The organism is Streptomyces sp. NPDC101225 (assembly GCF_044767585.1).
In the GTDB taxonomy this organism is placed as follows: Bacteria; Actinomycetota; Actinomycetes; order Streptomycetales; family Streptomycetaceae; genus Streptomyces.
In genome coordinates, this window is the sequence record NZ_JBIWOE010000016.1 from 54,161 (window position 1) to 77,239 (window position 23,079).

General features: G+C 69.5%; 24 protein-coding genes and 1 riboswitch. Of the genes, 12 read left to right on the top strand and 12 right to left on the bottom strand.

Going from position 1 to position 23,079, the window contains the following annotated elements; translation table 11 throughout:
- Nucleotides 1-219: 219 nt before the first annotated feature.
- On the bottom strand, nucleotides 220-2,052 hold the full coding sequence (gene thiC / locus ACIRPX_RS22655) for a phosphomethylpyrimidine synthase ThiC (protein WP_404197408.1): 1,833 nt from the start codon (nucleotides 2,050-2,052) through the stop codon (nucleotides 220-222).
- Nucleotides 2,045-2,233, bottom strand: a riboswitch (TPP riboswitch). (Overlaps the previous gene by 8 nt.)
- A 70-nt stretch (nucleotides 2,234-2,303) precedes the next feature.
- On the opposite strand from thiC, the gene ACIRPX_RS22660 reads away from it, so the two are divergent.
- A complete protein-coding gene (locus ACIRPX_RS22660; RefSeq protein ID WP_404197411.1) occupies nucleotides 2,304-3,803 on the top strand; it encodes a YibE/F family protein in 1,500 nt (499 codons plus the stop codon).
- Between the two features lie 100 nt (nucleotides 3,804-3,903).
- On the opposite strand, the gene ACIRPX_RS22665 is transcribed toward ACIRPX_RS22660, so the two are convergent.
- The 4 genes from ACIRPX_RS22665 to ACIRPX_RS22680 form a co-directional block, all read right to left on the bottom strand.
- Nucleotides 3,904-4,341 (bottom strand): SsgA family sporulation/cell division regulator, encoded by a 438-nt coding sequence (locus ACIRPX_RS22665; protein ID WP_404197414.1) that lies wholly within the window; start codon nucleotides 4,339-4,341, stop codon nucleotides 3,904-3,906.
- 98 nt (nucleotides 4,342-4,439) lie between these two features.
- Nucleotides 4,440-5,174: an IclR family transcriptional regulator gene (locus ACIRPX_RS22670; protein WP_404197707.1), complete on the bottom strand. Its 735-nt coding sequence runs from the start codon at nucleotides 5,172-5,174 to the stop codon at nucleotides 4,440-4,442.
- 445 nt (nucleotides 5,175-5,619) lie between these two features.
- A complete protein-coding gene (locus ACIRPX_RS22675) occupies nucleotides 5,620-5,832 on the bottom strand; it encodes a DUF5326 family protein (protein ID WP_393866393.1) in 213 nt (70 codons plus the stop codon).
- Nucleotides 5,833-5,983: 151 nt separating this feature from the next.
- Entirely contained in the window at nucleotides 5,984-6,301 is a 318-nt protein-coding gene (locus tag ACIRPX_RS22680; protein ID WP_404197416.1) for a cupin domain-containing protein, read from the bottom strand.
- 59 nt (nucleotides 6,302-6,360) lie between these two features.
- Between ACIRPX_RS22680 and ACIRPX_RS22685 the strand changes: the two genes are divergently transcribed.
- From ACIRPX_RS22685 to ACIRPX_RS22705, 5 genes are all read left to right on the top strand, one after another.
- Complete coding sequence (locus ACIRPX_RS22685) at nucleotides 6,361-6,738, top strand: phage holin family protein (protein WP_404197418.1); 378 nt, start codon at nucleotides 6,361-6,363, stop codon at nucleotides 6,736-6,738.
- A 7-nt stretch (nucleotides 6,739-6,745) separates the two neighbouring features.
- On the top strand, nucleotides 6,746-7,237 hold the full coding sequence (locus tag ACIRPX_RS22690; protein ID WP_404197420.1) for a low molecular weight protein-tyrosine-phosphatase: 492 nt from the start codon (nucleotides 6,746-6,748) through the stop codon (nucleotides 7,235-7,237).
- The gene (locus tag ACIRPX_RS22695) at nucleotides 7,234-8,403 is read left to right on the top strand and encodes a cystathionine gamma-lyase (RefSeq protein WP_404197423.1); all 1,170 of its coding nucleotides are present in this window, start codon (nucleotides 7,234-7,236) and stop codon (nucleotides 8,401-8,403) included. Before ACIRPX_RS22690 ends, ACIRPX_RS22695 begins: the two co-directional genes overlap by 4 nt.
- A gap of 256 nt (nucleotides 8,404-8,659) precedes the next feature.
- Nucleotides 8,660-9,565: a LysR family transcriptional regulator gene (locus tag ACIRPX_RS22700; RefSeq protein WP_404197426.1), complete on the top strand. Its 906-nt coding sequence runs from the start codon at nucleotides 8,660-8,662 to the stop codon at nucleotides 9,563-9,565.
- Between the two features lie 88 nt (nucleotides 9,566-9,653).
- The gene (locus ACIRPX_RS22705) at nucleotides 9,654-10,136 is read left to right on the top strand and encodes an NUDIX domain-containing protein (protein WP_404197429.1); all 483 of its coding nucleotides are present in this window, start codon (nucleotides 9,654-9,656) and stop codon (nucleotides 10,134-10,136) included.
- A 10-nt stretch (nucleotides 10,137-10,146) separates the two neighbouring features.
- Here the strand turns inward: ACIRPX_RS22705 and ACIRPX_RS22710 are convergent, their stop codons facing one another.
- Nucleotides 10,147-11,334 (bottom strand): globin domain-containing protein, encoded by a 1,188-nt coding sequence (locus tag ACIRPX_RS22710; RefSeq protein WP_404197431.1) that lies wholly within the window; start codon nucleotides 11,332-11,334, stop codon nucleotides 10,147-10,149.
- 555 nt (nucleotides 11,335-11,889) lie between these two features.
- Here ACIRPX_RS22710 and ACIRPX_RS22715 point away from each other — a divergent pair.
- Complete coding sequence (locus ACIRPX_RS22715; protein WP_404197434.1) at nucleotides 11,890-12,756, top strand: GNAT family N-acetyltransferase; 867 nt, start codon at nucleotides 11,890-11,892, stop codon at nucleotides 12,754-12,756.
- 38 nt (nucleotides 12,757-12,794) lie between these two features.
- Complete coding sequence (locus ACIRPX_RS22720) at nucleotides 12,795-13,247, top strand: GNAT family N-acetyltransferase (RefSeq protein ID WP_404197436.1); 453 nt, start codon at nucleotides 12,795-12,797, stop codon at nucleotides 13,245-13,247.
- An 84-nt stretch (nucleotides 13,248-13,331) separates the two neighbouring features.
- On the opposite strand, the gene ACIRPX_RS22725 is transcribed toward ACIRPX_RS22720, so the two are convergent.
- Both ACIRPX_RS22725 and dnaB read right to left on the bottom strand, forming a co-directional pair.
- Complete coding sequence (locus ACIRPX_RS22725) at nucleotides 13,332-14,717, bottom strand: serine hydrolase domain-containing protein (protein ID WP_404197438.1); 1,386 nt, start codon at nucleotides 14,715-14,717, stop codon at nucleotides 13,332-13,334.
- A gap of 95 nt (nucleotides 14,718-14,812) precedes the next feature.
- Nucleotides 14,813-16,291, bottom strand: coding sequence for a replicative DNA helicase (gene dnaB, locus ACIRPX_RS22730; protein WP_404197440.1), 1,479 nt, complete (start codon nucleotides 16,289-16,291; stop codon nucleotides 14,813-14,815).
- 452 nt (nucleotides 16,292-16,743) lie between these two features.
- On the opposite strand from dnaB, the gene ACIRPX_RS22735 reads away from it, so the two are divergent.
- Entirely contained in the window at nucleotides 16,744-18,090 is a 1,347-nt protein-coding gene (locus tag ACIRPX_RS22735; protein WP_404197443.1) for an MATE family efflux transporter, read from the top strand.
- Between the two features lie 122 nt (nucleotides 18,091-18,212).
- On the opposite strand, the gene rplI is transcribed toward ACIRPX_RS22735, so the two are convergent.
- From rplI to rpsF, 4 genes are all read right to left on the bottom strand, one after another.
- The gene (gene rplI / locus ACIRPX_RS22740) at nucleotides 18,213-18,659 is read right to left on the bottom strand and encodes a 50S ribosomal protein L9 (RefSeq protein ID WP_010032778.1); all 447 of its coding nucleotides are present in this window, start codon (nucleotides 18,657-18,659) and stop codon (nucleotides 18,213-18,215) included.
- Nucleotides 18,660-18,677: 18 nt separating this feature from the next.
- Nucleotides 18,678-18,914, bottom strand: a complete 237-nt coding sequence (rpsR, locus tag ACIRPX_RS22745; RefSeq protein ID WP_003949403.1) for a 30S ribosomal protein S18 — start codon at nucleotides 18,912-18,914, stop codon at nucleotides 18,678-18,680.
- A 56-nt stretch (nucleotides 18,915-18,970) separates the two neighbouring features.
- Nucleotides 18,971-19,567, bottom strand: a complete 597-nt coding sequence (locus tag ACIRPX_RS22750; protein ID WP_404197446.1) for a single-stranded DNA-binding protein — start codon at nucleotides 19,565-19,567, stop codon at nucleotides 18,971-18,973.
- A gap of 74 nt (nucleotides 19,568-19,641) precedes the next feature.
- Complete coding sequence (gene rpsF, locus ACIRPX_RS22755; protein WP_006604399.1) at nucleotides 19,642-19,932, bottom strand: 30S ribosomal protein S6; 291 nt, start codon at nucleotides 19,930-19,932, stop codon at nucleotides 19,642-19,644.
- Nucleotides 19,933-20,218: 286 nt separating this feature from the next.
- Between rpsF and ACIRPX_RS22760 the strand changes: the two genes are divergently transcribed.
- The 3 genes from ACIRPX_RS22760 to ACIRPX_RS22770 all read left to right on the top strand — a co-directional run bounded on the left by ACIRPX_RS22760 (nucleotide 20,219) and on the right by ACIRPX_RS22770 (nucleotide 22,967).
- Nucleotides 20,219-20,533 (top strand): hypothetical protein, encoded by a 315-nt coding sequence (locus ACIRPX_RS22760; protein ID WP_404197448.1) that lies wholly within the window; start codon nucleotides 20,219-20,221, stop codon nucleotides 20,531-20,533.
- 179 nt (nucleotides 20,534-20,712) lie between these two features.
- Nucleotides 20,713-21,834 (top strand): peptidoglycan bridge formation glycyltransferase FemX, encoded by a 1,122-nt coding sequence (gene femX, locus ACIRPX_RS22765; protein WP_404197451.1) that lies wholly within the window; start codon nucleotides 20,713-20,715, stop codon nucleotides 21,832-21,834.
- 101 nt (nucleotides 21,835-21,935) lie between these two features.
- Nucleotides 21,936-22,967, top strand: a complete 1,032-nt coding sequence (locus ACIRPX_RS22770; protein ID WP_404197453.1) for an alanine racemase — start codon at nucleotides 21,936-21,938, stop codon at nucleotides 22,965-22,967.
- Nucleotides 22,968-23,079 lie beyond the last annotated feature (112 nt).

Below are 23,079 nucleotides of genomic sequence, written 5' to 3' on the forward strand. Positions count from 1 at the left end.
CCTCTCCTCGGAGCCGTCCCGCAGTCCGCGTCGCAGCAAGCGGCGTCGGCGTGTCTTCTCCGTCCGGGCGATCACCCCGGAAACGGCGCCCGCGCGGACGCCGGCCGTGAAGGCGCCGGCCACCACGCCCACCCACGGCGGGTGCCGTGCCGCACCGCACGGGCCCTTCCCTCGCCGTCGGGGAGGGAAGGGCCCGTGGAGTGCGGACGCGCCGGGGGCTCAGTCCGCCAGGGGCAGATACACACGGTTCCCGCTCGCCGCGAACTCCTTCGACTTCTGGAGCATGCCCTCGGCGATCTCCTCGGGCGAGGCCCCCTCAGCCGCCGCACCACCGAACCGCTCCGTGATGCTCTGGCTGATCTTCATCGAGCAGAACTTCGGCCCGCACATCGAGCAGAAGTGGGCGGTCTTGGCGGGCTCGGCCGGCAGGGTCTCGTCGTGGAACTCCCGTGCCGTGTCCGGGTCCAGGGCGAGATTGAACTGGTCCTCCCACCGGAACTCGAACCGGGCGTCGGACAGCGCGTCGTCCCACTCCTGGGCACCGGGGTGCCCCTTGGCGAGGTCGGCCGCGTGCGCGGCGATCTTGTAGGTGATGACGCCGGTCTTGACGTCGTCACGGTTGGGCAGGCCCAGGTGCTCCTTGGGCGTGACGTAGCAGAGCATGGCCGTGCCCCACCAGGCGATCATCGCGGCACCGATGCCGGAGGTGATGTGGTCGTACGCCGGCGCGACGTCCGTGGTCAGCGGGCCGAGCGTGTAGAACGGCGCCTCCTCGCAGATCTCCTGCTGAAGGTCGATGTTCTCCTTGATCTTGTGCATCGGGACGTGTCCCGGACCTTCGATCATGGTCTGCACGTGGAAGCGCTTGGCGATCGTGTTGAGCTCCCCGAGCGTGCGCAGCTCGGCGAACTGCGCCTCGTCGTTGGCGTCCGCGATCGAACCCGGCCGCAGACCGTCGCCCAGCGAGTACGTGACGTCGTAGGCGGCGAGGATCTCGCAGAGCTCCTCGAAGTTCTCGTACAGGAACGACTCCTTGTGGTGCGCGAGGCACCAGGCGGCCATGATCGAGCCGCCGCGCGAGACGATGCCGGTCTTGCGGTTCGCGGTGAGCGGGACGTACGGCAGGCGGACCCCCGCGTGGACCGTCATGTAGTCCACGCCCTGCTCGGCCTGCTCGATGACGGTGTCCTTGTAGATCTCCCAGGTGAGCTCCTCCGCCCGGCCGTCGACCTTCTCCAGGGCCTGGTAGAGCGGCACGGTGCCGATGGGCACGGGGGAGTTGCGCAGCACCCATTCACGTGTCGTGTGGATGTTGCGGCCGGTGGACAGGTCCATGACCGTGTCGGCGCCCCAGCGGGTCGCCCAGGTCATCTTCTCGACCTCCTCCTCGATGGAGGACGTCACCGCGGAATTGCCGATGTTGGCGTTGACCTTCACCAGGAACCTCTTGCCGATGATCATCGGCTCGATCTCCGGGTGGTTGACGTTGGCCGGCAGCACCGCGCGGCCCGCCGCGATCTCCTCGCGGACCACCTCCGGCGCCACGTTCTCCCGGAGCGCCACGAACTCCATCTCGGGTGTGATCTCGCCCTGGCGTGCGTAGGCGAGCTGGGTGACCGCCTTCCCTTCGCGTCCGCGCCGCGGCTGGCGCGGACGTCCGGGGAAGACCGCGTCGAGGTTGCGCAGCCCGCCACGCGGCGAGGTGTGCTTGATGCCGTCGTCCTCCGGGCGTACGGGGCGGCCCGCGTACTCCTCGGTGTCGCCACGGGCGACGATCCAGTTCTCCCGCAGCGGGGCGAGCCCCCTGCGGACATCGGTGTGGGTGAGCGGATCGGTGTACGGGCCGGAGGTGTCGTACAGCGTGACCGACTGCCCGTTGGTGAGGTGCACCTGACGGACCGGCACCCGCAGATCGGGGCGTGAGCCCTCGACATACGCCTTGTGCCAGCCGACGGACTTCCCGGCCTCCGAGGACTGTTCTGCGGACTGTTCGCCCGGAAGGGACGGTGCGTCCTGGTCGGAGGCAGGCGTGCGTACGTCCTTGTTGGTCATGAGACCTACTCCCTACGCCGGCATTACCCGGTAACAGGTTCGGCGGTCGACGCAGCGATATCCGTCTGTCGACGTCTCGTCGGACCATCACCCGACTTCGGTGATGTTCCACGTGAAACATCGCAGGGACGGAGGTCAGCGCCCTCTCAGCCCGGTGCTCCGAGCTCCCGCGTGTGCAAAGGTGTCTCCACGCTAGCGTCAATTCCGGCGAGCTGAACAGGGGGCCCCGGCGTTCTTGCAATGATCGGGCCGTGACCACGACACACCGGCACCCCTACCCATCCCCGGAGCCGCCCCACGGTCCCGGCTCCGACAGCGGCCAGGGGTACGGCCACGATGCCCACCACGATCACGGCGCCGGACCACGTACCGGCCGTGATCACAGCGGGCACGCCGGCGGGCAGGGCAGCGGCCACGGGCACGGCGGCCATGCCGGCGCCGCTCACGGGCACTCGCACAGCCACGGTCCCGCCGCGCCCGTCTCCCGGCACCTGCGCAAGGTCATCGCGGCGGTGCTCATCCCGTTCGCCGCGGCCGTGGTGGTCGGGCTCGTGGTGCTGTGGCCCGGGGGCGCACCGGCCCACCAGCGATCCGGCGTGGGATTCGACCGGCAGACCCAGCAGGCGACGGTCGCCCAGGTCGTGAACGTGAGCTGCACGGCGGTGAACGGCTCCGGACAGGCCTCGGCGGGCGACACCTCCGGCACCGCGGGCTCCTCCGCCCGGCAGCCGGAGAAGGGCACCTGCAAGAAGGCGACGATCCACGTCGACACCGGCAAGGACAAGGGCCGCACGTTCACCGAGATCGTGCAGCCGGACCAGTCGCGGCAGCTGCACGAGGGCGAGAAGGTCGTGGCCGCCTACGAGCCCTCCGCACCCAAGGAACTGCAGTACTCGGTCACCGACGTCGACCGCCGCTTCCCCATGGCGCTGCTCGCCGGCATCTTCGCGCTCGCCGTCGTGGTCGTCGGGCGGCTGCGCGGTGTCATGGCGCTGGTCGCGCTGGCCGTCAGCTTCATGGTGCTGACCTTCTTCATCCTGCCCGCGATCCTGCAGGGCTCGAACCCGCTGCTCGTGGCGGTGGTCGGGGCGAGCGCCATCATGCTGCTCGCCCTCTACATGTGCCACGGCCTGTCCGCCCGTACGTCCGTGGCGGTGCTCGGCACGCTGCTCTCCCTCGCACTGATCGGCGTGCTCGGCTCGGGGTTCATCGGCTGGGCCGCCCTGACCGGCAACACGGACGACAGCACCGGCCTGATCCACGGCCTCTACCCGTCGATCGACATGAGCGGTCTGCTGCTCGCGGGCGTCATCATCGGCTCGCTCGGCGTCCTCGACGACGTGACGGTCACCCAGACCTCGGCGGTCTGGGAGCTGCACGAGGCGAACCCCTCGATGGGCCGCCGTGAGCTGTACCGGGCCGGAATCCGCATCGGCCGGGACCACATCGCGTCCGTCGTCAACACCCTCGTCCTCGCCTACGCGGGCGCCGCACTGCCGTTGCTGCTGCTCTTCTCCATCGCGCAGAGCGGCGTGGGGACGGTCGCCAACAGCGAGCTGGTCGCCGAGGAGATCGTCCGCACCCTGGTGGGCTCGATCGGCCTGGTCGCCTCCGTACCCGTCACCACGCTGCTCGCGGCCGTGGTGGTCGCGGCCGACCGGCCGGGGCCCGAGCCGGTCGCGGCGAGGGCGCCGGGAGCCGCCGCACCGGCTCCGGCACGGTCGGGCAGGGGCCGGCGCCGCAAGCGCTGAGCCGGCTGCTTCCGCGCCGGCGGACAGGCCCGGCGCAGAAGCGTTCCTGCAACCCTCCGCCGCGCGCAGAAGCGTTACGGCCGCTGCCTGGCGCCGGCCGTCAGCCCGCGCTCTGCTCCTCCGCCAGAATCCGGTCCAGCGCCTCGTCGAGATGGGCGTCGAAGTCCGCGAGGGAGCCCTCCTGGCCGAGCGGCACGAGCTTGTCGGTACGGTCCAGGAAGGCGATGAGCGGCACCGTGGACGAGCGGAACAGCGCCTGGTCACAGCCCACCTGAAGCCGGATCAGCACCTCGGTGAGCGAGTCCGGTTCGGCGGGCGAGACCCGTACGTCTCCCTCGCCGCACGGCCGGCCCACCCCGTCGATGAGCAGTTCACGGCCGAACGCCCAGGTCACCGGAGCATCACCGGGCAGGTGGAAGGTCAGCCGTACGGCATACGGATCAGAGGCCTCGTAGCGCAGTTCCACCGGGATGCGGAACGAGAGCTCCTCGGAGACGAGAAAGCTCATCATGACCTCTGCCTGTACGGACTCGCGCATCGCCTACCCCGTCTTGTGAAACCGAACGGCCGGGAATCATCCCCAGCCTCTGAGGGCATCTTGCTGAAAGTACACAGCAGATCACAAGGAGTGAGTTTTCAGATGCTGATAGAGAGCGCCAGTGACCCCAGCAGCTGTCCGATCTCGCGCTGGAGCTGCTCGACCGCCGGCACCAGCCGATCAGCCTGATGAGCAGGCAGGGAGATGGCCATCGTCCCGGCCGCGGTGCCCACGGTGATCGGGATCGCCGCGCAGACCGTCCCGAGTGCGTACTCCTGGCGTTCCGTCACCGGTTCCCGCCGATTAGCCCGTTCGAGTCGCCTCAGCAGCGCCTGGTTGTCACGCACCGTGTACGGGGTGAGGGGCCGCACGGGGTAGCGGTCGAGGTGGTCGCGGCGGGCGGTCTCGTCCAGCTGGGAGAGCAGGCACTGGCCGACCGCATGTGCGTGTGCGGTCTCACGGAAGTCGGCCCACTCCTCGACCGCCGGATTGCCCGGGGTGTCGGAGACGCACACGACCTCGATCTCGCCCTCCCGGTACACCGCGTAGTACACGGGCGCACCGAGCGCGTCCCGCCAGCGGGCGAGCGCGTCCACGATCGTGCCGCGACGTTTCTGCTGGGCCGCGCCGCTGCTCAGCCGGACCGCCGCGTCACCGAGGAAGAACAGGCCCCGGTCGCGGCACAGATAGCCCTCGTGGACCAGGGTGCGCAGCAGGTGGTACGCCGTCGGCAGTGCCAGGCCCGTCTCGCGGGCCAGCTGTTTGGCCGGAGCTCCGTTCTCGTGCCCGGCGACGCATTCCAGAAGGCGCATCGCGCGCTGGACGGACCCGATGAGGGTCGCGGACGGCGAGGGTGCGCAAGAGGCGTCCGTGGACGGCTCCGCGGGTGCCGCCGGACGGGACGGCGGAGGTGAGTGCGGACGCGACGGCGGTGGTGGCGCGGCCGGACGCGAGCGGGCGGGCGCCGGCGTCGCGCGCTCCTGCGTCGAAGGCCCCGGCTGTTCCGGGGGCCTGATGCGGTGTCGCGGAGGTGGAGCGGGAGGTGCGTGGGGATCCGCGAGTGCGGTGTCTACCGTGACCAAGGATTACTCCCGTAGCGCGAGGGGCAGACCGTGCCGGGGAACACGGGTGGGAAGGTACGCCGCCGACGGGGTCTTCCCCGCGTCGATTTCCGGACTCTAATGGCCGGTAGCCGCCTGGAGACGGCCTGTCCGGAAAACTTCCCTCGCGCGAGGGACCCGGTGATTCCCGTTACCGGTCACCGGAGTCCCAGGGGCCTCACCAGTCGCTTCGTGACGACGAGCTCGACATGAACTTCCGCACGACGTAGATCAGTCCGCCGACCAGTGCCACGAAGACCAGCACCTTGAAGAGCAGTCCGATGACGAAGCCGACCACGCTGGCTATCAGCCCGCCGAACACGACCAGGGCGATGACCGGCACCGCGACCCACTTCACCCACCACGGCAGTCCGCCGAAAATCTCTCCCATTGCCCTCGTCCTCATCTTTCCGCCCGGCTGCTGTGCGCAGGGCTCCATCGATGTCCTGCACTCAATGCTAGAGCCGGCAGGGGTGCCGGCGGGGGTCCCGCACCCCTTGTCCTCCCCTGACTGAACCCCTAGGGAACCCCGAGAGGGCGCCTCAGCTTTCGGGCGGAGAGAACACCACCAGGACCCGCAGGTCCTCGCTGATGTGGTGGAACTTGTGGGAGACGCCGGCCGGCACGTACACCACGCTGCCGCGCGCCACCTCCGTGGTCTCCTGGCCGACGGAGACGGAGGCGCGGCCGCTCACGACGAAGTAGACCTCGTCCTGATTGTGCGGCTTCTGCGGATCATGTTCGCCGGCATTGAGCGCGTACAGCCCGACGGACATGTTCCGCTCGCGCAGAAACTGCAGGTATGCGCCCTCGTTGGCGGCACGTTCCGCCTCAAGTTCGTCCAGCCGGAATGCCTTCATCGCGGTTGCCGCCCTCGCCCCACTGCTCGTAGCCGATCTCGTCTGCCACGATCAGACACATGAAGAATTTCGTAGTCAAGACGATCGCCAACGCGGGTGCCCTGGCGGTCGCCGTGTGGCTGCTCGACAAGATCACCCTGACCGGTGACAGCACGGGCAAGAAGGCCGGCACCCTGATCATCGTCGCGTTGATCTTCGGCTTGGTGAACTTCCTGGTCAAGCCGATAGTGAAGCTGCTGAGCCTGCCGCTGATGATTCTGACGCTGGGGCTGTTCACCCTGGTCGTGAACGCCCTGATGCTGCTGCTCACCTCGTGGCTGGCCGGCAAGTTCGACCTGAGTTTCCACGTCGACGGCTTCTGGACCGCGGTCCTGGGCGGCCTGATCATCTCGATCGTCTCGTGGGCACTGCACGTCGTCCTGCCCGACGAGGACTGAGACGGCGATGAGCTACCGCGTCTGCTTCGTCTGCACGGGCAACATCTGCCGCTCCCCGATGGCCGAGTCCGTGTTCCGCGCCCGGGTCGCGGAGGCCGGTCTCGACGGCCGCGTCGAGGTCGACAGCGCCGGCACCGGCGGCTGGCACGAAGGCGACGGCGCCGATCCGCGCACCGTCTCCGTCCTGGAGGGGAGCGGCTACGACACCGATCACCGGGCGCGCCGGTTCGAGGCGTCGTGGTTCTCCCGCCTCGACCTCGTCATCGCCCTCGACACCGGCCACCTCAAGGCGCTGCGCCGCCTCGCGCCCGCCCAGGAGGACGCGGCCAAGGTACGGCTGCTGCGCTCCTACGACCCGGCGGCCGGCCACGACCTCGACGTCCCGGACCCGTACTACGGGGGCCTGGACGGATTCGAGGAGTGCCTTGAGATGGTGGAAGCAGCGAGCGAGGGCCTCCTCGCCGCGGTACGCGAGCACCTGGAGGGACGGGCGGCATGAGTGATTCCGCGGAGGGCGGGCCCGCGGGCGACGGTGACGGCACGCGCGCGGTGCGGGCGGGCCTGCCCGAAGCGGTCAAGAACGAACCGACGCTGCCCGGACCGGTGTTCGCCGCCCACTTCCATCTGCCGGGCGAGGTGGGCGGCCCGTACACCTACGGCCGGGACGAGAACCCCACCTGGACGCTGCTGGAGCGGGCCGTCGGCGAGCTGGAGGCACCGGGGCAGGACGGCGCAGCCGGGCAGGACCGCGTGGAGACGCTGGTGTTCGCCTCCGGCATGGCCGCCGTCTCCTCCGTCCTGTTCTCCTTGCTGCGCGCCGGGGACACGGCGGTGCTGCCCGCCGACGGCTACCAGGCCCTGCCCCTGGTGCGCGCACAGCTGGAGGCGTACGGCATCGAGGTGCGTACGGCACCGACCGGCCAGGACGCCCAGCTGGACGTCCTCGACGGCGCGAAGCTGCTGTGGCTGGAGACGCCCTCGAACCCCGGGCTCGACGTGTGCGACGTCCGCCGTCTCGTCGAGGCGGCACACGCGCGGGGCGCACGCGTCGCCGTCGACAACACGCTCGCGACGCCACTTGGGCAGCGCCCGCTGGAGCTCGGCGCGGACTTCGCCGTGGCCAGCGGCACCAAGCAGCTCACCGGGCACGGGGACGTCCTGCTCGGCTACGTCGTCGGCCGCGACGCCGAGGCCATGGCCGCCGTACGCCGCTGGCGCAAGATCGTCGGCGCGATTCCGGGGCCGATGGAGGCCTGGCTCGCACACCGCTCGATCGCCACGCTCCAGCTCCGCGTCGACCGGCAGTGCGCGACGGCCCAGACCCTCGCCGAGGCGCTGCTGCGGCGGCCCGAGGTCACCGGGCTGCGCTACCCGGGGCTGCCCGGCGACCCCTCGCACGAGATCGCCTCGCGGCAGATGCGCCGCTACGGCTGCGTGGTGTCCTTCACCCTGCCCACGCGCGCGCGTGCCGAGCGTTTCCTCGACGCGCTGCGGCTCGTGGACGACGCGACGAGCTTCGGCGGGGTGCGGTCCACGGCCGAGCGGCGCGGACGCTGGGGCGGGGACGCCGTGCCCGAGGGCTTCATCCGCTTCTCCGTCGGCGCCGAGGACCCCGAGGACCTGGTGGCCGACGTGTACCGCGCGCTGGACGCGTCGGCGCGATGACCGCGGCGGAGCGCGGTCCGGCGGCCTCCGCGCGGCACGCGACCGCGTACCGCGCGGCCCCGTCGACGGACGGTCCGAGCCTCCCCCCTCGTGGCTCGGACCGTCCCCGGTCCCGCGCGCGAAGAACCGCGCGAACAAGGCTAGTTGACTCTGTGTCAGTGTCCAATCACTGTAGCGACAGAGACCTATCGACTTATTTATAGTTGGGCCCTGCCTGGGGGCCGGGAGAAGGGCAGGGAACTGGGGAGGACGAACGATGGATCTGGCCTTGCTGCGCACTTTCGTGACCGTGCACCGGGCCGGCTCCTTCACCCGCGCCGCCGCCCTGCTCGGCCTGTCGCAACCGGCCGTGACCTCGCAGATCCGCACGCTGGAGCGGCAGCTGGGCCGCCCTCTGTTCCTGCGGCAGGCCCGCGGCGTCACTCCGACGACCATCGGCGACGAACTCGCGCACAAGGCCGCCCCACATCTGGACGCCCTGGTGGAGATCGCCGAGACCGGCGTCGACGACGAGTCCTCCTTACGGACGCTGCATCTCGCCGGCCCCCCCGAGTTCACCGCCGAGCGGGCCCTTCCCGCGCTCACGGAGCTGACCGGCGAGGAAGGCCAGGGATTCGCCCTGCGCGCCTCCTTCGGCAACGCCGAAGAAATCCTGGAGGGGCTGGCCGCCGGACATCACGATCTGGCCATCAGCACCGCCCGTCCGCGCGGCGCCCTGCTCACGGCGACTCCGCTGTGCGACGAGGAACATGTCCTCGTCGCCGCCCCGCAGCGGGCCGAGCAGATCGGCTCCGGCAAGCCCGATCTCAAGGGAGCGCCGGCCCTGGAGGACGTCCCGGTGATCGAGGTGCACGAGTCGCTGCCTTTCGTCTCCCGCTACTGGGCCTCCGTCTTCGACTGCCGCCCCGGCGCCCCGGGCACCGTCATCGTTCCCGATCTGCGTGCCGTCCTCGCCTGCGCCGTCGCGGGCGCGGGGCTCGCGGTCCTGCCCCGCTATCTGTGCGTCACCGCGCTCGAACGCGGCGAGATCGTCGCTCTGCACGAACCGGCGGTGCCTCCGCTGCGGACCTACTTCCTGGTGGTGCGTACCGGCACTCTCGCGATGCCGCACATCGCGCGGGCTCACGAATGGCTGCTGCGGGCCGCCGACCGCTGGTGCTGACCTGCGCCTTTCCGCCCGTCACGGGGAGATCCCGGCCGGTCACGTCCCGCGATGTTTCACGTGGAACCAGCCGGGCCACATTTCCCCCATGACCGTCCGACCCGTGGTCAAGCGCACCGCCCGTGCCGTTCTGCTGGACGGCGACCATCTGATCCTGATCAAGCGCACCAAGCCCGGTGTCGATCCGTACTGGATCACCCCCGGTGGCGGGGTCGAGCCCGAGGACTCGACCGTCGTCGACGCCCTGCACCGCGAGGTGTACGAGGAACTCGGCGCCAAGATCACCGACGTGGTGCCCTGCTTCGTGGACACCGTGGAGCACATCGGTGAGGACGGCGGCGCGACCGGCGTGAAGGTGCAGCACTTCTTCGTCTGCCATCTGGAGTCCATGGACACGTCCCTGCGGCACGGCCCCGAAGTGGACGAGCCCGCCGGCGAGTACGAGATCGTACGGATCCCGTTCACCCGGGTGGGGATCGCGTCGGTCCATCTCGTGCCGCTGTCCCTGCGTCACTACCTCGACGGGAACATCGAGGGCGTGCGCGCCATGCACGCGCCGGACCTGGGCTGACGCCGCCGGGTCAGTCCCCCGCGACGCCGAGGTCCTCGACCGCGTCGTGCCTGATGCGCTCCGACGGGATGCCGGCGTACCTCAGGGCGCTCACACCGCTGCGGATCATCCCGGGTGGACCCGACAGATAGGCGTCGTACCCGTTCCAGGGCCCGTGCTCACGAAGGGCGTCCGGGAGCCGGCGCCGCGTCTGCTGGTCGACGACCGCGCGGACCGAGAGCCAGGGATGGGACTGCTGCAGCCTGAGCATCGTCTCGATGTCGTACAGGTCGTTGCCGGTACGGGCGCCGTAGAACACCTCGACCGTCCGCCGTGCGCCGTGCTCGGCCACGTCCTCGACGAGAGCCTTGATGGGCGCGATGCCCGTGCCGCCGCCCAGGCAGAGCAGTCCGTTGTCGGTGGTGTGGTCGACGGTCATCGAACCGGCCGGCGGCCCGAGCCGGATGACGTCACCACGGCGGGCACGGTGCACCAGCGCGGTCGAGACCCAGCCGGTGGGAACGGCCTTCACATGGAACGTCAGCAGACCGTCGGAACGCGGCGTGGAGGCGAAGGAGTAGTGCCGCCAGATCCGCGGCCACCACGGCGTCTCCAGGCTCGTGTACTGCCCGGCGAGGAACGGGTACGGCTGGTCGGGGCGGACCGTCACGACCGCCACGTCCGGGGTTCTGCGCTCGTGCGCGACGATCTCTGCGTGCCACCAGGCCGGCGCACGCCGTTCGTCCGCCGCCGCGGCGTCGATCATGATCTGCGAGATCGCCGTGTACGCCCGGACCCAGGCAGCCTCCGTCTCGGCGTCCCAGTGGACGGATGCATGCCTGCTCAGCGCATTCATGAGGCACTCGCCGACGGCCGGGTAGTGCGCGGCCGTGGCCCCGTACTTGCGGTGGCCGCGGCCGAGGCTGTGCAGCTGCGCGACGAGGGCCTCGGGGTCGTCGATGTGCTCGGCCGCGCCGAGCAGGGCCCTGAACAGCCGGTCCCGCTGCATGTCCATCGCCGCCGGGAACAGCGGTCGCAGATCCGGACGACGGACGAAGAGCAGCGCGTAGAAGTACGAGATGACCTGGTCGGCGATCGGTGCCACCTCGGCCATGGTCCGGCGGATGAGCAGGGCATCCGGCGAACCGCCGTCCCCGGCACCCTTGGTGCCGTCGGTGCCCTCGGTGCTCTTGTCGTCCGGTGTCGTCGAAGCGTTCATGGTGTGCCTCGCCTCGAACGGCTTTCAGTCGGTCTGCGCGCTTGCGCCGGGCGGTGAGTGAGGGATGAGCGCGGCGCTCTTTCCGCGGCACTGCTGGCACAGCGTCCCATCGTGCTGGGGCGCCCCTTTCACAAAACCGGGTATACGGGTCTTCGATCTCCTCGTGCCGTTAAACTGCGTCCACCCGTCTCCCCGTCGGTGCCGGATTCGGTCACCGGACGCGGCGCACCCGTTCATACGCCTCCCAGAAGGCGATGCAGTCGGCCCGCGCCACTCCGAATTCCCGGCGCAGCCGGTCGGCCGTCTCGACTTTGATCCGAACGCCGCGTACGCACCGAACGCGCTTCGGTGGAATGACGTCGCGCCATGGGGCCAGAGGGCGGACGCTCCGTCCCTGCGGCCCGGATCCTCCCCGCTCCAGGACGGTCCACGTTTCACGTGAAACGTCCACCGCATGCCGTCGGCTATGCGCTTGGCCACGACATGGCCAAAAGCTCCTGCTTCTCGTCGGAAACGGGTGGACGACGAGGGGGCCTGTCGGACAGCCTGACCTGCGTGCCCACTGACTCCCTCTCCCGTCTCCCCATCCGCCGTCTGACGCTCCGGGATCTCGCCGCCTGCGCCGACTTGTCCGAGAACCGGGGGTGGCCACGCGAGGAGCACAAATGGGGCTTCCTCCTCACGGCAGGAAAGGGCTACGGCATCGACGACCCTGACGGGGGCCTGGTCAGCGCCTGCGTCGTCACGGAGTACGGAGCTCAGGACCAGCCTTCCCTGGGGGCCGTCGGCATGGTTCTGGTCGCCGAACGGCATGCCCGCCAGGGCCTCGGGCGCCGGCTGATGCGGCACGTCGTCTCGTCGATGGGCACCACGCCGCTGACCCTGCACGCGACCCCCAACGGACGCCCGCTCTACGAGGAGCTCGGTTTCAAGGTCACCGGCCGGGCCGAGATGCTCAGAGGTCACTTCACGCCCGGCGATCCGGTGCCCGGGGTCGTGACACGGGCGGCCACCGCCGAGGACCTCACCGCGATCCTCCGCCTCGACGAGGAGGTGTTCGGCGCCGACCGCACGCCCGTCATCACGCGGCTGCCGGCGTTCGCGGACCGCATGCGGGTCGCCGAGGACGACGGCCGGCTCATCGGCTACGCGGCCGCCTGGCCCAACATGGACACCCATGTCGTCGGTCCGTTGATCGCCCGCGACACGGAGACGGCCAAGGCGCTCATCGCCACTCTCGCCGCCCACACCGACCGTCCCCTGCGCACCGACATCGACGTACGGCACGCAGAGCTGCTGACGTGGGCGAAGGAGCGCGGGCTGGCGGGCGTCTCCTTCAACTCGGTGATGACGTACGGGATCACGGAGCTGCCCGGTGACTGGACCAGGCGGTTCGCTCCGTTGACGGTGGCAGCGGGCTGAGCCCTGCCCACAAGCTCGGCTGTGCGTAGGGTGCGGGCATGGGAGATCTTGAGATACGGCCCGCCACGGAGGCCGACGTGGCCGCGATCGTCGCGATGCTCGCCGACGACCCTCTGGGGGCCCAGCGCGAGTCACCGGACGATCTGACGCCCTACCTGACGGCGTTGCGACGCCTCGCCTCCGACCCGAACCAGTATCTGATCGTCGCGGTGCGCGAGAGCAGCGTCGTCGGCACGCTGCAGCTCTCGGTCGTCCCCGGACTGTCGCGCCGCGGCGCCACCAGATCGATCATCGAGGCCGTCCGTGTCCACACCGACGAGCGCGGCAGCGGCCTGGGCACGCGGCTGATCGAGTGGGCGATCGACGAGTCCCGGCGCCAGGGCTGCCAGTTGGTCCAGCTGACCTCCGACAGCTCCCGCACCGACGCCCATCGCTTCTACGAGCGGCTCGGCTTCACGGCCTCACACGTGGGCTTCAAGCTTCCACTGTGAGGCCGTGCGGTGCGGTATCAGGTGATGCACGGTGCCCTGAGGTCATGTTTCACGTGAAACAGCCTTCGCGCCGGGCCAGCGGCGTCAGCCGATCCCCCGCCACCCCTCCGGGTCCACCCCACCCGGCGCAGAAGCCTCCTCGTCGTACGGCCGGCGGGTGAACACGAACGACCCGAGGTCCAGGTGACTCACGGTTCCGTCCGCGCGCCGTACGGCCTTCAGAAGCTCCCCGGCGTAGTAGCCCTCCCGGCCGGTCCAGGTGCCGTCGCCGTTCGCCGTGAAGCGCGAACGGCGGCCACTGCCGGACAGCGGCTCCAATGAGACCCCCTCGTCGGCGGACAGCCGCACGGCGAAGGCATACGTTCCCCAGTACCACGGTCCCGCCACCTCCAGAGTCGACGCGTCGACCTCGGACATCGGCCTCCATGGATCGGGAATGCGCGGCTCGGCGTCCGCCACGATCCGCACCAGGTCGGCACCGACGTCGGACAGCTGTGGTCCGGACGTGCAGTTGGCCAGCACCACCGCCGCGACATCGTCCTCGACACTGATGGTGAGGTTGGCGAGAAAGCCCGGCAGCGACCCGGAGTGTCCCACGAGCAACCGGCCGTCCTGGCGCCGGATCTGCAGCCCCAGCCCGTACGCCGAGCCGTCCAGCACATCGGACGCTTCGGCCGGCGCCGCGGGCGTCCGCATCTCCCGCACGGTCTCGGCACTCAGCACCCTGTCGTCGCCGCGGGCCAGGAAGACGGCAAAGCGTGCCAGGTCACCCGTGGTGGACCAGAGCTGCCCGGCGGGGGCCATCCGTCCCAGGTCCTCAGTGGGTTCGGGCAGCAGAACGTCGGCCCAGGGATGTACCGCCCAGCCGCCGGCGTGCGGTGCCCTCGGCCGGGCGCTCGTGCGGTCGAGGCCCAGGGGTTCGAGCACGTCACCCCGGAGTACCTCCTCCCAGGGCTCCCCGCGCAGCTTCTCGACGAGCGCGCCCAGCACGGTGTAGCCCGGATTGGAGTAGTGGAAGCGTCGGCCCACCGGATGCAGAAGGGGCTGCTCGCCCAGCACGTCGGCGAGTTCGGGGCGCAGCGATCCTGGAGTGCGCTCCCACCAGGGGGCCGGCGACTCCGCCGCCAATCCGCTCGTATGGGCGAGGAGATCGGCGATGGTCGCCTCCCCCGCGCCGGTTCCCGGGAGGTGCTTCTCCAGCGGATCGCCGAGGTCGAGAGCGCCCTCGTCCCGCAGCCGCAGCACGAGAACGGCCGTGAACGTCTTGGTGATCGAGCCGACGCGGTACTGCACGTGCTCGTCCGGACCGTGCCCCTCCACCGAGGTCCGCGCACCGTGCCAGACCGCGCGGCCGTCCCTCGCGACCGCCGCGACCAGGGACGGCGCGCGCCCTTCGGCCTGGGCCAGGGCGATCCGGCGCAGCAACGCCCGACGTGTACCGGGGAGCAGGTCTTCCTGAGGTGTCGTCATGCACACAGTCCATCCCGCGGGACGCGAGAGAGTCGAGTGCATGGGTGCGGGTCAGCGATCGGCGCACGAAGGGGCCGGCCCCGGCGGCGGACGGATCAGGTCTGCGCCATGTCCACGAACCGCGAGTAGTGGCCCTGGAAGGCGACCGTGATCGTCGCCGTCGGGCCGTTACGGTGTTTGGCCACGATCAGGTCGGCCTCGCCCGCGCGCGGCGACTCCTTCTCGTAGGCGTCCTCGCGGTGCAGCAGGATGACCATGTCGGCGTCCTGCTCGATCGATCCGGATTCACGCAGGTCGGAGACCATCGGCTTCTTGTCGGTGCGCTGCTCGGGACCGCGGTTGAGCTGGGACAGCGCGATGACCGGGATCTCCAGCTCCTTCGCGAGGAGCTTGAGGTTACGGGACATGTCCGAGACCTCCTGCTGGCGGTTCTCGGCGCGCTTGGAGCCGCCGGACTGCATCAGCTGGAGATAGTCGATGACGACCAGCCGGATGTCGTTGCGCTGTTTGAGGCGGCGGCACTTGGCCCGGATCTCCATCATCGACAGGTTCGGCGAGTCGTCGATGAACAGCGGTGCGGCCGAGACGTCCGGCATCCGGCGGGCCAGACGCGTCCAGTCCTCGTCGGTCATGGTGCCGGAGCGCATGTGATGCAGTGCCACGCGGGCCTCGGCGGACAGCAGACGCATCGCGATCTCGTTGCGTCCCATCTCGAGCGAGAAGATGACGCTCGGGAGATTGTGCTTGATCGAGGCGGCCCGGGCGAAGTCCAGCGCCAGGGTGGACTTGCCCATCGCCGGACGGGCCGCGATGACCACCATCTGGCCCGGGTGCAGACCGTTGGTGAGCGAGTCGAAGTCGGTGAAGCCCGTGGGTACCCCGGTCATCTCCCCGGAGCGGGAGCCGATCGCCTCGATCTCGTCGAGCGCGCCCTCCATGATGTCGCCGAGCGGCAGGTAGTCCTCGCTGGTGCGCTGTTCGGTGACCGCGTAGATCTCCGCCTGGGCGCGGTTGACGATCTCGTCGACGTCGTCGTCGGCCGCGTATCCCATCTGCGTGATGCGGGTGCCGGCCTCGACCAGGCGGCGCAGGACCGCCCGCTCGTGCACGATCTCCGCGTAGTACTCGGCGTTGGCCGCCGTCGGCACGGTCTGGACGAGGGTGTGCAGATACGACGCCCCGCCCACCTTGTTGATCTCGCCGCGCTTGGTGAGCTCGGCGGCGATGGTGATGGGGTCGGCCGGCTCGCCCTTGGCGTAGACGTCGAGGATCGCGACGAAGATCGTCTCGTGCGCGGGCTTGTAGAAGTCGTGGCCCTTGAGGATCTCCACGACGTCGGCGATGGCGTCCTTGGAGAGCAGCATGCCGCCGAGAACGGACTGCTCGGCGTCGAGGTCCTGGGGCGGCACCCGCTCGAAGGAGGTGCTCCCGCCCTCCCACTCGCCGCTGTCGCGGCCCCGGTCGTGCTGCTCGTCGCGACCGCGTCCTGCGTCGCCGCGACGACGGGAGGCGGGCAGACGATCGCTGGGACCGCTGTCGGCCCACGGGTCGTCCAAGGGCTCGGAAATGCTCACCGAGCCACCTCCTCCCGTCCGCCCCCGAGCGGACCTAGCCATGCCCTTATTTCTACGGCACGGCACTGACAAATGAGAGGCCCAACTCCGGTTGGTGGACGTCGGTTCTGGGTTGGTCTCCCTGCCGACGAACGGAGCGGGCGCCGGACCACGGTAGGCCCGCGGACGGCGTCAGCCAATCTGGTTATCCACAGGCCATGTGGACGACGGCCCCGATGCTGTGGAGAACTCCGCAAAACCTGTGCACGACCCGGTGGACAGCCCTGTGAACAAGCGCGTACATCACCCAGAAAACCTCTTCTGACCTGCAACTTTCCCATCCACCGGCTGTGCAGAAGAAAAACTTCCCCGGTCGGACCAAGATCTCTTCGAACGACGCCCGAATGCGTAGACACAGCGTGACGAGGTAAGGGTCACATTGCCGTTGTATCTCTTACCTGTGGACGATTACATTGGTGCACATGACACAGGCTCCAGCGCCCCCCAAGGCCACCCGGCGACAGCACGATCGAGAGATCGTCGCGCTGGCCGTCCCGGCCTTCGGTGCGCTCGTCGCCGAGCCCCTGTTCGTCATGGCCGACAGCGCGATCGTCGGCCACCTGGGCACCGCACCACTCGCCGGTCTCGGTGTCGCCTCCGCCCTCCTGACGACAGCGGTCAGCGTCTTCGTCTTCCTCGCGTACGCCACCACCGCGGCCGTCGCCCGACGCGTCGGCGCCGGCGACCTCCAGGCCGCCATCCGGCAAGGCATGGACGGCATCTGGCTGGCACTCCTGCTCGGCACGGCCGTCATCGCCACCGTCCTTCCCGCAGCGCCGTTCCTCGTGAACCTCTTCGGCGCTTCGGGCACCGCGGCGCCCTACGCCACCACCTACCTCCGCATCTCGGCCCTCGGCATCCCGGCCATGCTCGTCGTCCTCGCCTCGACCGGCGTGCTCCGCGGCCTCCAGGACACGAAGACACCCCTCTACGTCGCCGTCGGCGGCTTCGTCGCCAACGCCGCCCTCAACGCATGCCTGGTCTATGGCGCCGACCTCGGCATCGCAGGTTCCGCCTGGGGCACGGTCATCGCCCAGTACGGCATGGCCCTCGTCTACCTCACGGTGGTCGTCCGAGGAGCACAGCGGCACGGAGCCTCCTTGCTCCCCGATGCCGCCGGGATCCGGCTCTCGGCCCAGGCCGGTGTGCCCCTGCTGGTCCGCACGTTGTCCCTGCGGGCGATCCTGCTGATCGCCACCGCCGTCGCCGCCCGCCTGGGGGACGCCGACATCGCGGCCCACCAGATCATCCTGTCCCTGTGGAGCCTGCTGGCCTTCGCACTGGACGCCATCGCCATCGCCGGCCAAGCCATCATCGGACGGCATCTCGGCGCAGGTGACGGGCAGGGCGCCCGGGACGCCTGCCGCAGGATGGTCGAGTGGGGCATCGCGGTCGGGATCGTGCTCGGCGCCCTGGTGATCGTGGCGCGCCCCGTGTTCCTGCCGCTGTTCACCAGTGACTCCGTGGTCAAGGACACGGCCCTGCCCGCTCTGGTGATCGTGGCGCTCTCACAGCCGATCAGCGGCGTGGTCTTCGTCCTGGACGGCATCCTGATGGGCGCGGGCGACGGGCCCTACCTGGCCTGGGCCATGGTGGTCACCCTGGCGGTCTTCAGCCCGGTGGCGCTCCTGGTCCCGGCCCTCGGCGGCGGACTCACCGCGCTGTGGGGAGCGATGACCCTGATGATGACGGTCCGCCTGATCACGCTCTGGCTGCGTGCCCGCTCGGACCGCTGGATCGTCACCGGCGCGACGCGTTGAGCCGTTTCACGTGAAACATCGCGGTTGCCGCGTTTCACGTGAAACCAGCGCCACAGCATGAAAGAGGGGCCGCACCTCAGGGGTGCGGCCCCTCTCACCACTGCACAGGCAGACCGCAGCGATCAGGCCGCGACGACCTCGATGTTGACCTTGGCGGCAACCTCGGGGTGCAGACGCACGGACGTCTCGTGGGCGCCCAGCGTCTTGATCGGCGAGCCCAGCTCGATGCGGCGCTTGTCGACCTCGGGACCACCGGAGGCCTTGATCGCGGAAGCGATGTCGGCCGGGGTGACGGAACCGAAAAGACGACCGGCGTCGCCGGAGCGGACGGCCAGGCGGACCTTGACGCCCTCGAGCTGGGCCTTCACCTGGTTGGCCTGCTCGATGGTCTGGATCTCGTGGATCTTGCGAGCACGACGGATCTGCTCGACGTCCTTCTCGCCGCCCTTGGTCCAGCGGATGGCGAACTTCCGCGGGATCAGGTAGTTGCGAGCGTAACCGTCCTTGACGTCGACGACGTCGCCGGCGGCACCGAGGCCAGAGACCTCGTGGGTGAGGATGATCTTCATGATTCGGTCACCCTTCCCTTAGCGCGCGGTGGACGTGTAGGGCAGCAGCGCCATCTCACGGCTGTTCTTCACGGCCGTGGCGACGTCACGCTGGTGCTGCGTGCAGTTGCCGGTCACGCGGCGGGCACGGATCTTGCCGCGGTCGGAAATGAACTTCCGCAGCATGTTCGTGTCCTTGTAGTCCACGTACGTGACCTTGTCCTTGCAGAAAGCGCAGACCTTCTTCTTAGGCTTGCGCACAGGCGGCTTCGCCATGGTGTTTCTCCTGTGTGATCAAGAAGTTTGGGTACGACCCGCCCTCGGCCCGAGGCCTAGAAGGGGGGCTCGTCCGAGTAGCCGCCGCCACCGCCACCGCCGCCGGAGTTTCCACCCCAGCCGCCACCGCCGCCCTGGTTGCCACCGGCGGGAGCGCCGGTCGCCCACGGGTCGTCAGCGGGAGCGCCGCCGCCCTGCTGACCGCCGCCGGGGCCACCGCCCCAGCCGCCGCCACCCTGGCCGCCGCCACCGCCGCCGCCACCGTTGTAACCACCCTGGCCACCGCGGCCGCTGGTCTTGGTGACCTTGGCCGTGGCGTTGCGCAGGCTGGCGCCGACCTCGTCGACGTCCAGCTCGTAGACCGTGCGCTTGACGCCCTCACGGTCCTCGTAGGACCGCTGCTTCAGCCGGCCCTGCACGATGACGCGCATGCCTCGCTGGAGCGACTCGGCGACGTTCTCCGCCGCCTGACGCCAGACCGAGCAGGTCAGGAACAGGCTCTCGCCGTCCTTCCACTCGTTCGTCTGACGGTCGAAGGTGCGGGGAGTGGACGCGACACGGAACTTCGCGACCGCCGCACCGGAAGGGGTGAAGCGCAGCTCGGGGTCATCGACAAGATTGCCGACGACCGTGATGACGGTCTCGCCTGCCATGGGGAACCTCTCGGCGGGTTTGCTGCTGGCTGCTTGTGCTGCTACTCGAATCCCGGGATCGACTGAGCCGGAGCTCAGTGGGTCTCGGGACGGAGGACCTTGGTCCGGAGGACCGACTCGTTCAGGTTCATCTGGCGGTCGAGCTCCTTGACGACCGCAGGCTCGGCCTGCAGATCGATGACCGAGTAGATGCCCTCGGGCTTCTTCTTGATCTCGTACGAGAGACGACGACGGCCCCAGGTGTCGACCTTCTCGACCTTTCCGTTGCCCTCACGGACGACGGAGAGGAAGTTCTCGATCAGCGGGGAGACAGCGCGCTCCTCGAGATCGGGGTCGAGGATGACCATCACCTCGTAGTGACGCATGTGGAACCCACCTCCTTTGGACTCAGCGGCCACGGTCGTTCCGTGGCAGGAGGGTTGTGATGCGTACGCAACGGTATCGGCCGCCACTGACAATCGGGGGCCGTCGAGCGGCTCCCCGGTCTGGCCTGGGCGGTTTCCCCGGCTGTGCCTGGGCAGACACCGGTGCAGACCGTACAGAGTACCCGCACACCGGCTTCCGGTTGAAATCCGAGCACCAGGGCCGTCAGTCTGTACACATCGGGTGTGCATGGCGCTACGATGCGCCGTCTTCCGCAGGAGGTGCCCCATGGCACAAGCATTGCGACCCAATACCGTCGGAGGTCTCTTCGCCACGGACGGAAAGCCCCATCCCCTCCAGGACACGCTGCTCGCGGTGACCCTGGTGCTCGGCCTGGTGGCGTTCGTGACGGGCTTCTTCAACCACCTGCATCTGCTGAGCTCCTGGGCCGGCCTGGTGGGGATTCTCACCGGCGCGTACGGCCAGTGGATCTCGGAGACGACCCGCGAACGCTTCGGCCTCATCCTGGGCCTCGGCGCTTCGGGTGTCGGATTCTTCCTCGGCATGGCGCACGGCGGTCTCTTCGGCGGGGTCATCAGCTGACGCCAGGGACACCGTCTCCCCAACTCTCCATAAAACGCCACGGAACGCCACGGCGGCCCACGAGCCGGGGCGCGGGTTTCGTACGCCCACTCGGGGCGCTCGCACGGCGCAGTAGGCTTCGGCGCGAGAGCCGGAGCCCCTGAACCCATGGGGACACACCAGCCCGAGGAGCGCCCCGAATGAGCCTGACCCTGAGGACGATCAGCCGCGAGCAGCATCTGGCGTACATCCAGAGCCTGCCGTCGGCGAGCCACATGCAGGTTCCGGCCTGGGCGGACGTCAAGGCGGAGTGGCGCTCGGAGAACCTCGGCTGGTTCGACGGGCGCACCGGCGAGATGGTCGGCGCGGGTCTCGTCCTCTACCGTCAGCTGCCCAAGATCAAGCGCTACCTCGCCTACCTGCCCGAGGGACCGGTCATCAACTGGTTCGCGCCGAATCTGAACGAGTGGCTGGAACCGATGCTCGCGCACCTCAAGCAGCAGGGTGCCTTCTCCGTGAAGATGGGCCCGCCGGTGATCATCCGGCGCTGGGAGGCCGGCTCCATCAAGCAGGGCATCCAGAACCCGGACGTGAAACGGCTGCGCGACATCGAGGCCGACTTCATCGAGCCGCGGGCCTTCGAGGTCTCCGACAAGCTGCGCCGGATGGGCTGGCAGCAGGGCGAGGACGGCGGGGCCGGCTTCGGCGACGTCCAGCCGCGGTACGTCTTCCAGGTGCCGTTGGCCAACCGCTCCCTGGAAGAGGTCCACAAGAACTTCAACCAGCTGTGGCGCCGCAACATCAAGAAGGCCGAGAAGGCCGGTGTCGAGGTGGTCCAGGGCGGCTACCAGGACCTCGAGGAATGGCAGCGGCTGTACGAGATCACGGCTGTGCGCGACCACTTCCGGCCCCGCCCGCTGTCGTACTTCCAGCGCATGTGGTCGGCCCTCAACTCCGAGGACCCCAACCGCATGCGGCTGTACTTCGCCCGGCACAACGGCGTGAACCTGTCGGCGGCGACCATGCTGATCGTCGGCGGGCACGTCTGGTACTCCTACGGCGCCTCCGACAACATCGGCCGTGAGGTCCGGCCCTCGAACGCGATGCAGTGGCGGATGCTGCGGGACGCCTATGCGCTCGGCGCGACCGTCTACGACCTGCGCGGCATCTCCGACTCGCTGGACGAGACCGACCATCTCTTCGGCCTCATCCAGTTCAAGGTGGGCACGGGCGGCCAGGCCGCCGAGTACCTCGGCGAGTGGGACTTCCCGCTCAACAAGCTGCTCCACAAGGCGCTCGACATCTACATGTCGCGCCGCTGAGCCCCATCGGACCCGGACGTTTACTTCGATAAGTCCGACAGCTTCGTTCGCTTCCATACCTCTGATACACCGCAGCCACCAGAAAGGTTCCAGGTCCGGCCATGGCGCTCACGCTCTACGTCGACACCGCGCGCTGGCGGGCGCATCACAAGCACGTACAGGAGCAGTTCCCCGGGCTCGTCCCGGTCTGCAAGGGCAACGGCTACGGCTTCGGGCACGAGCGGCTGGCGGAAGAGGCCACGCGGCTCGGCTCGGACATCCTCGCCGTCGGCACGACGTACGAGGCCGCGCGCATCAAGGACTTCTTCAGCGGGGACCTGCTGGTGCTGACGCCGTACCGGCGCGGCGAGGAGCCCGTGCCGCTGCCCGACCGCGTCATCCGTTCCGTGTCCTCGGTGGACGGCGTCTACGGCCTCGTGGGTGCCCGCGTGGTCATCGAGGTGATGTCCTCGATGAGGCGGCACGGCATCAGCGCGCAGGAACTGCCCCAGCTGCACGCCGCCATAGAGAACGTCCGCCTCGAAGGCTTCGCCATCCACCTGCCGCTGGACCGCACCGACGGCTCGGACGCCGTCGAGGAGGTCATCAGCTGGATGGACCACCTGCGGGCGGCCCGCCTGCCGCTGCACACGATGTTCGTCAGCCACCTCAAGGCCGAGGAACTGCACCGGCTTCAGCAGCAGTTCCCGCAGACCCGCTTCCGTGCCCGCATCGGCACGCGGCTGTGGCTGGGGGACCACGACGCCACCGAGTACCGCGGGGCGGTCCTGGACGTCACGCGCGTCGCCAAGGGCGACCGCTTCGGCTACCGCCAGCAGAAGGCGGCCTCCGACGGTTTCCTGGTCGTCGTGGCGGGCGGAACGTCGCACGGGGTGGGTCTGGAGGCCCCGAAGGCGCTGCACGGCGTCATGCCGCGCGCCAAGGGCGTCGCACGCGCCGGCCTCGCCACGGTGAACCGGAACCTTTCTCCGTTCGTCTGGGGCGGCAAGCAGCGCTGGTTCGCGGAGCCGCCGCACATGCAGGTGTCCATCCTCTTCGTACCGTCGGACGCGCCCGAACCGCAGGTCGGCGAAGAGCTGGTGGCCCATCTGCGGCACACCACCACGCAGTTCGACCGGCTCATGGACCGCTGAGCGGGGCGTCGCGCAGCCGAAAGGCCGTGCACGGGCCTTCCCGTGCACGGCCTTTCGCATGGCTCATCGATGGCTCGTGGAGGTCGTGCGCCCGCCCGCCCCGGACTGTTCG

Excerpts from the sequence above, each read along its gene's own strand:
- ACIRPX_RS22770 (WP_404197453.1), top strand. The coding sequence starts at position 21,936 with ATGGCGCTCACGCTCTACGTCGACACCGCGCGCTGGCGGGCGCATCAC.
- rplI (WP_010032778.1), bottom strand. The coding sequence starts at position 18,659 with ATGAAGATCATCCTCACCCACGAGGTCTCTGGCCTCGGTGCCGCCGGC.
- ACIRPX_RS22680 (WP_404197416.1), bottom strand. The coding sequence starts at position 6,301 with ATGAAGGCATTCCGGCTGGACGAACTTGAGGCGGAACGTGCCGCCAAC.
- ACIRPX_RS22720 (WP_404197436.1), top strand. The coding sequence starts at position 12,795 with ATGGGAGATCTTGAGATACGGCCCGCCACGGAGGCCGACGTGGCCGCG.
- ACIRPX_RS22675 (WP_393866393.1), bottom strand. The coding sequence starts at position 5,832 with ATGGGAGAGATTTTCGGCGGACTGCCGTGGTGGGTGAAGTGGGTCGCG.
- ACIRPX_RS22725 (WP_404197438.1), bottom strand. The coding sequence starts at position 14,717 with ATGACGACACCTCAGGAAGACCTGCTCCCCGGTACACGTCGGGCGTTG.
- ACIRPX_RS22760 (WP_404197448.1), top strand. The coding sequence starts at position 20,219 with ATGGCACAAGCATTGCGACCCAATACCGTCGGAGGTCTCTTCGCCACG.
- ACIRPX_RS22690 (WP_404197420.1), top strand. The coding sequence starts at position 6,746 with ATGAGCTACCGCGTCTGCTTCGTCTGCACGGGCAACATCTGCCGCTCC.
- ACIRPX_RS22710 (WP_404197431.1), bottom strand. The coding sequence starts at position 11,334 with ATGAACGCTTCGACGACACCGGACGACAAGAGCACCGAGGGCACCGAC.
- rpsF (WP_006604399.1), bottom strand. The coding sequence starts at position 19,932 with ATGCGTCACTACGAGGTGATGGTCATCCTCGACCCCGATCTCGAGGAG.
- femX (WP_404197451.1), top strand. The coding sequence starts at position 20,713 with ATGAGCCTGACCCTGAGGACGATCAGCCGCGAGCAGCATCTGGCGTAC.
- rpsR (WP_003949403.1), bottom strand. The coding sequence starts at position 18,914 with ATGGCGAAGCCGCCTGTGCGCAAGCCTAAGAAGAAGGTCTGCGCTTTC.
- thiC (WP_404197408.1), bottom strand. The coding sequence starts at position 2,052 with ATGACCAACAAGGACGTACGCACGCCTGCCTCCGACCAGGACGCACCG.
- ACIRPX_RS22705 (WP_404197429.1), top strand. The coding sequence starts at position 9,654 with ATGACCGTCCGACCCGTGGTCAAGCGCACCGCCCGTGCCGTTCTGCTG.
- ACIRPX_RS22750 (WP_404197446.1), bottom strand. The coding sequence starts at position 19,567 with ATGGCAGGCGAGACCGTCATCACGGTCGTCGGCAATCTTGTCGATGAC.
- ACIRPX_RS22685 (WP_404197418.1), top strand. The coding sequence starts at position 6,361 with ATGAAGAATTTCGTAGTCAAGACGATCGCCAACGCGGGTGCCCTGGCG.
- ACIRPX_RS22695 (WP_404197423.1), top strand. The coding sequence starts at position 7,234 with ATGAGTGATTCCGCGGAGGGCGGGCCCGCGGGCGACGGTGACGGCACG.
- ACIRPX_RS22700 (WP_404197426.1), top strand. The coding sequence starts at position 8,660 with ATGGATCTGGCCTTGCTGCGCACTTTCGTGACCGTGCACCGGGCCGGC.
- ACIRPX_RS22665 (WP_404197414.1), bottom strand. The coding sequence starts at position 4,341 with ATGCGCGAGTCCGTACAGGCAGAGGTCATGATGAGCTTTCTCGTCTCC.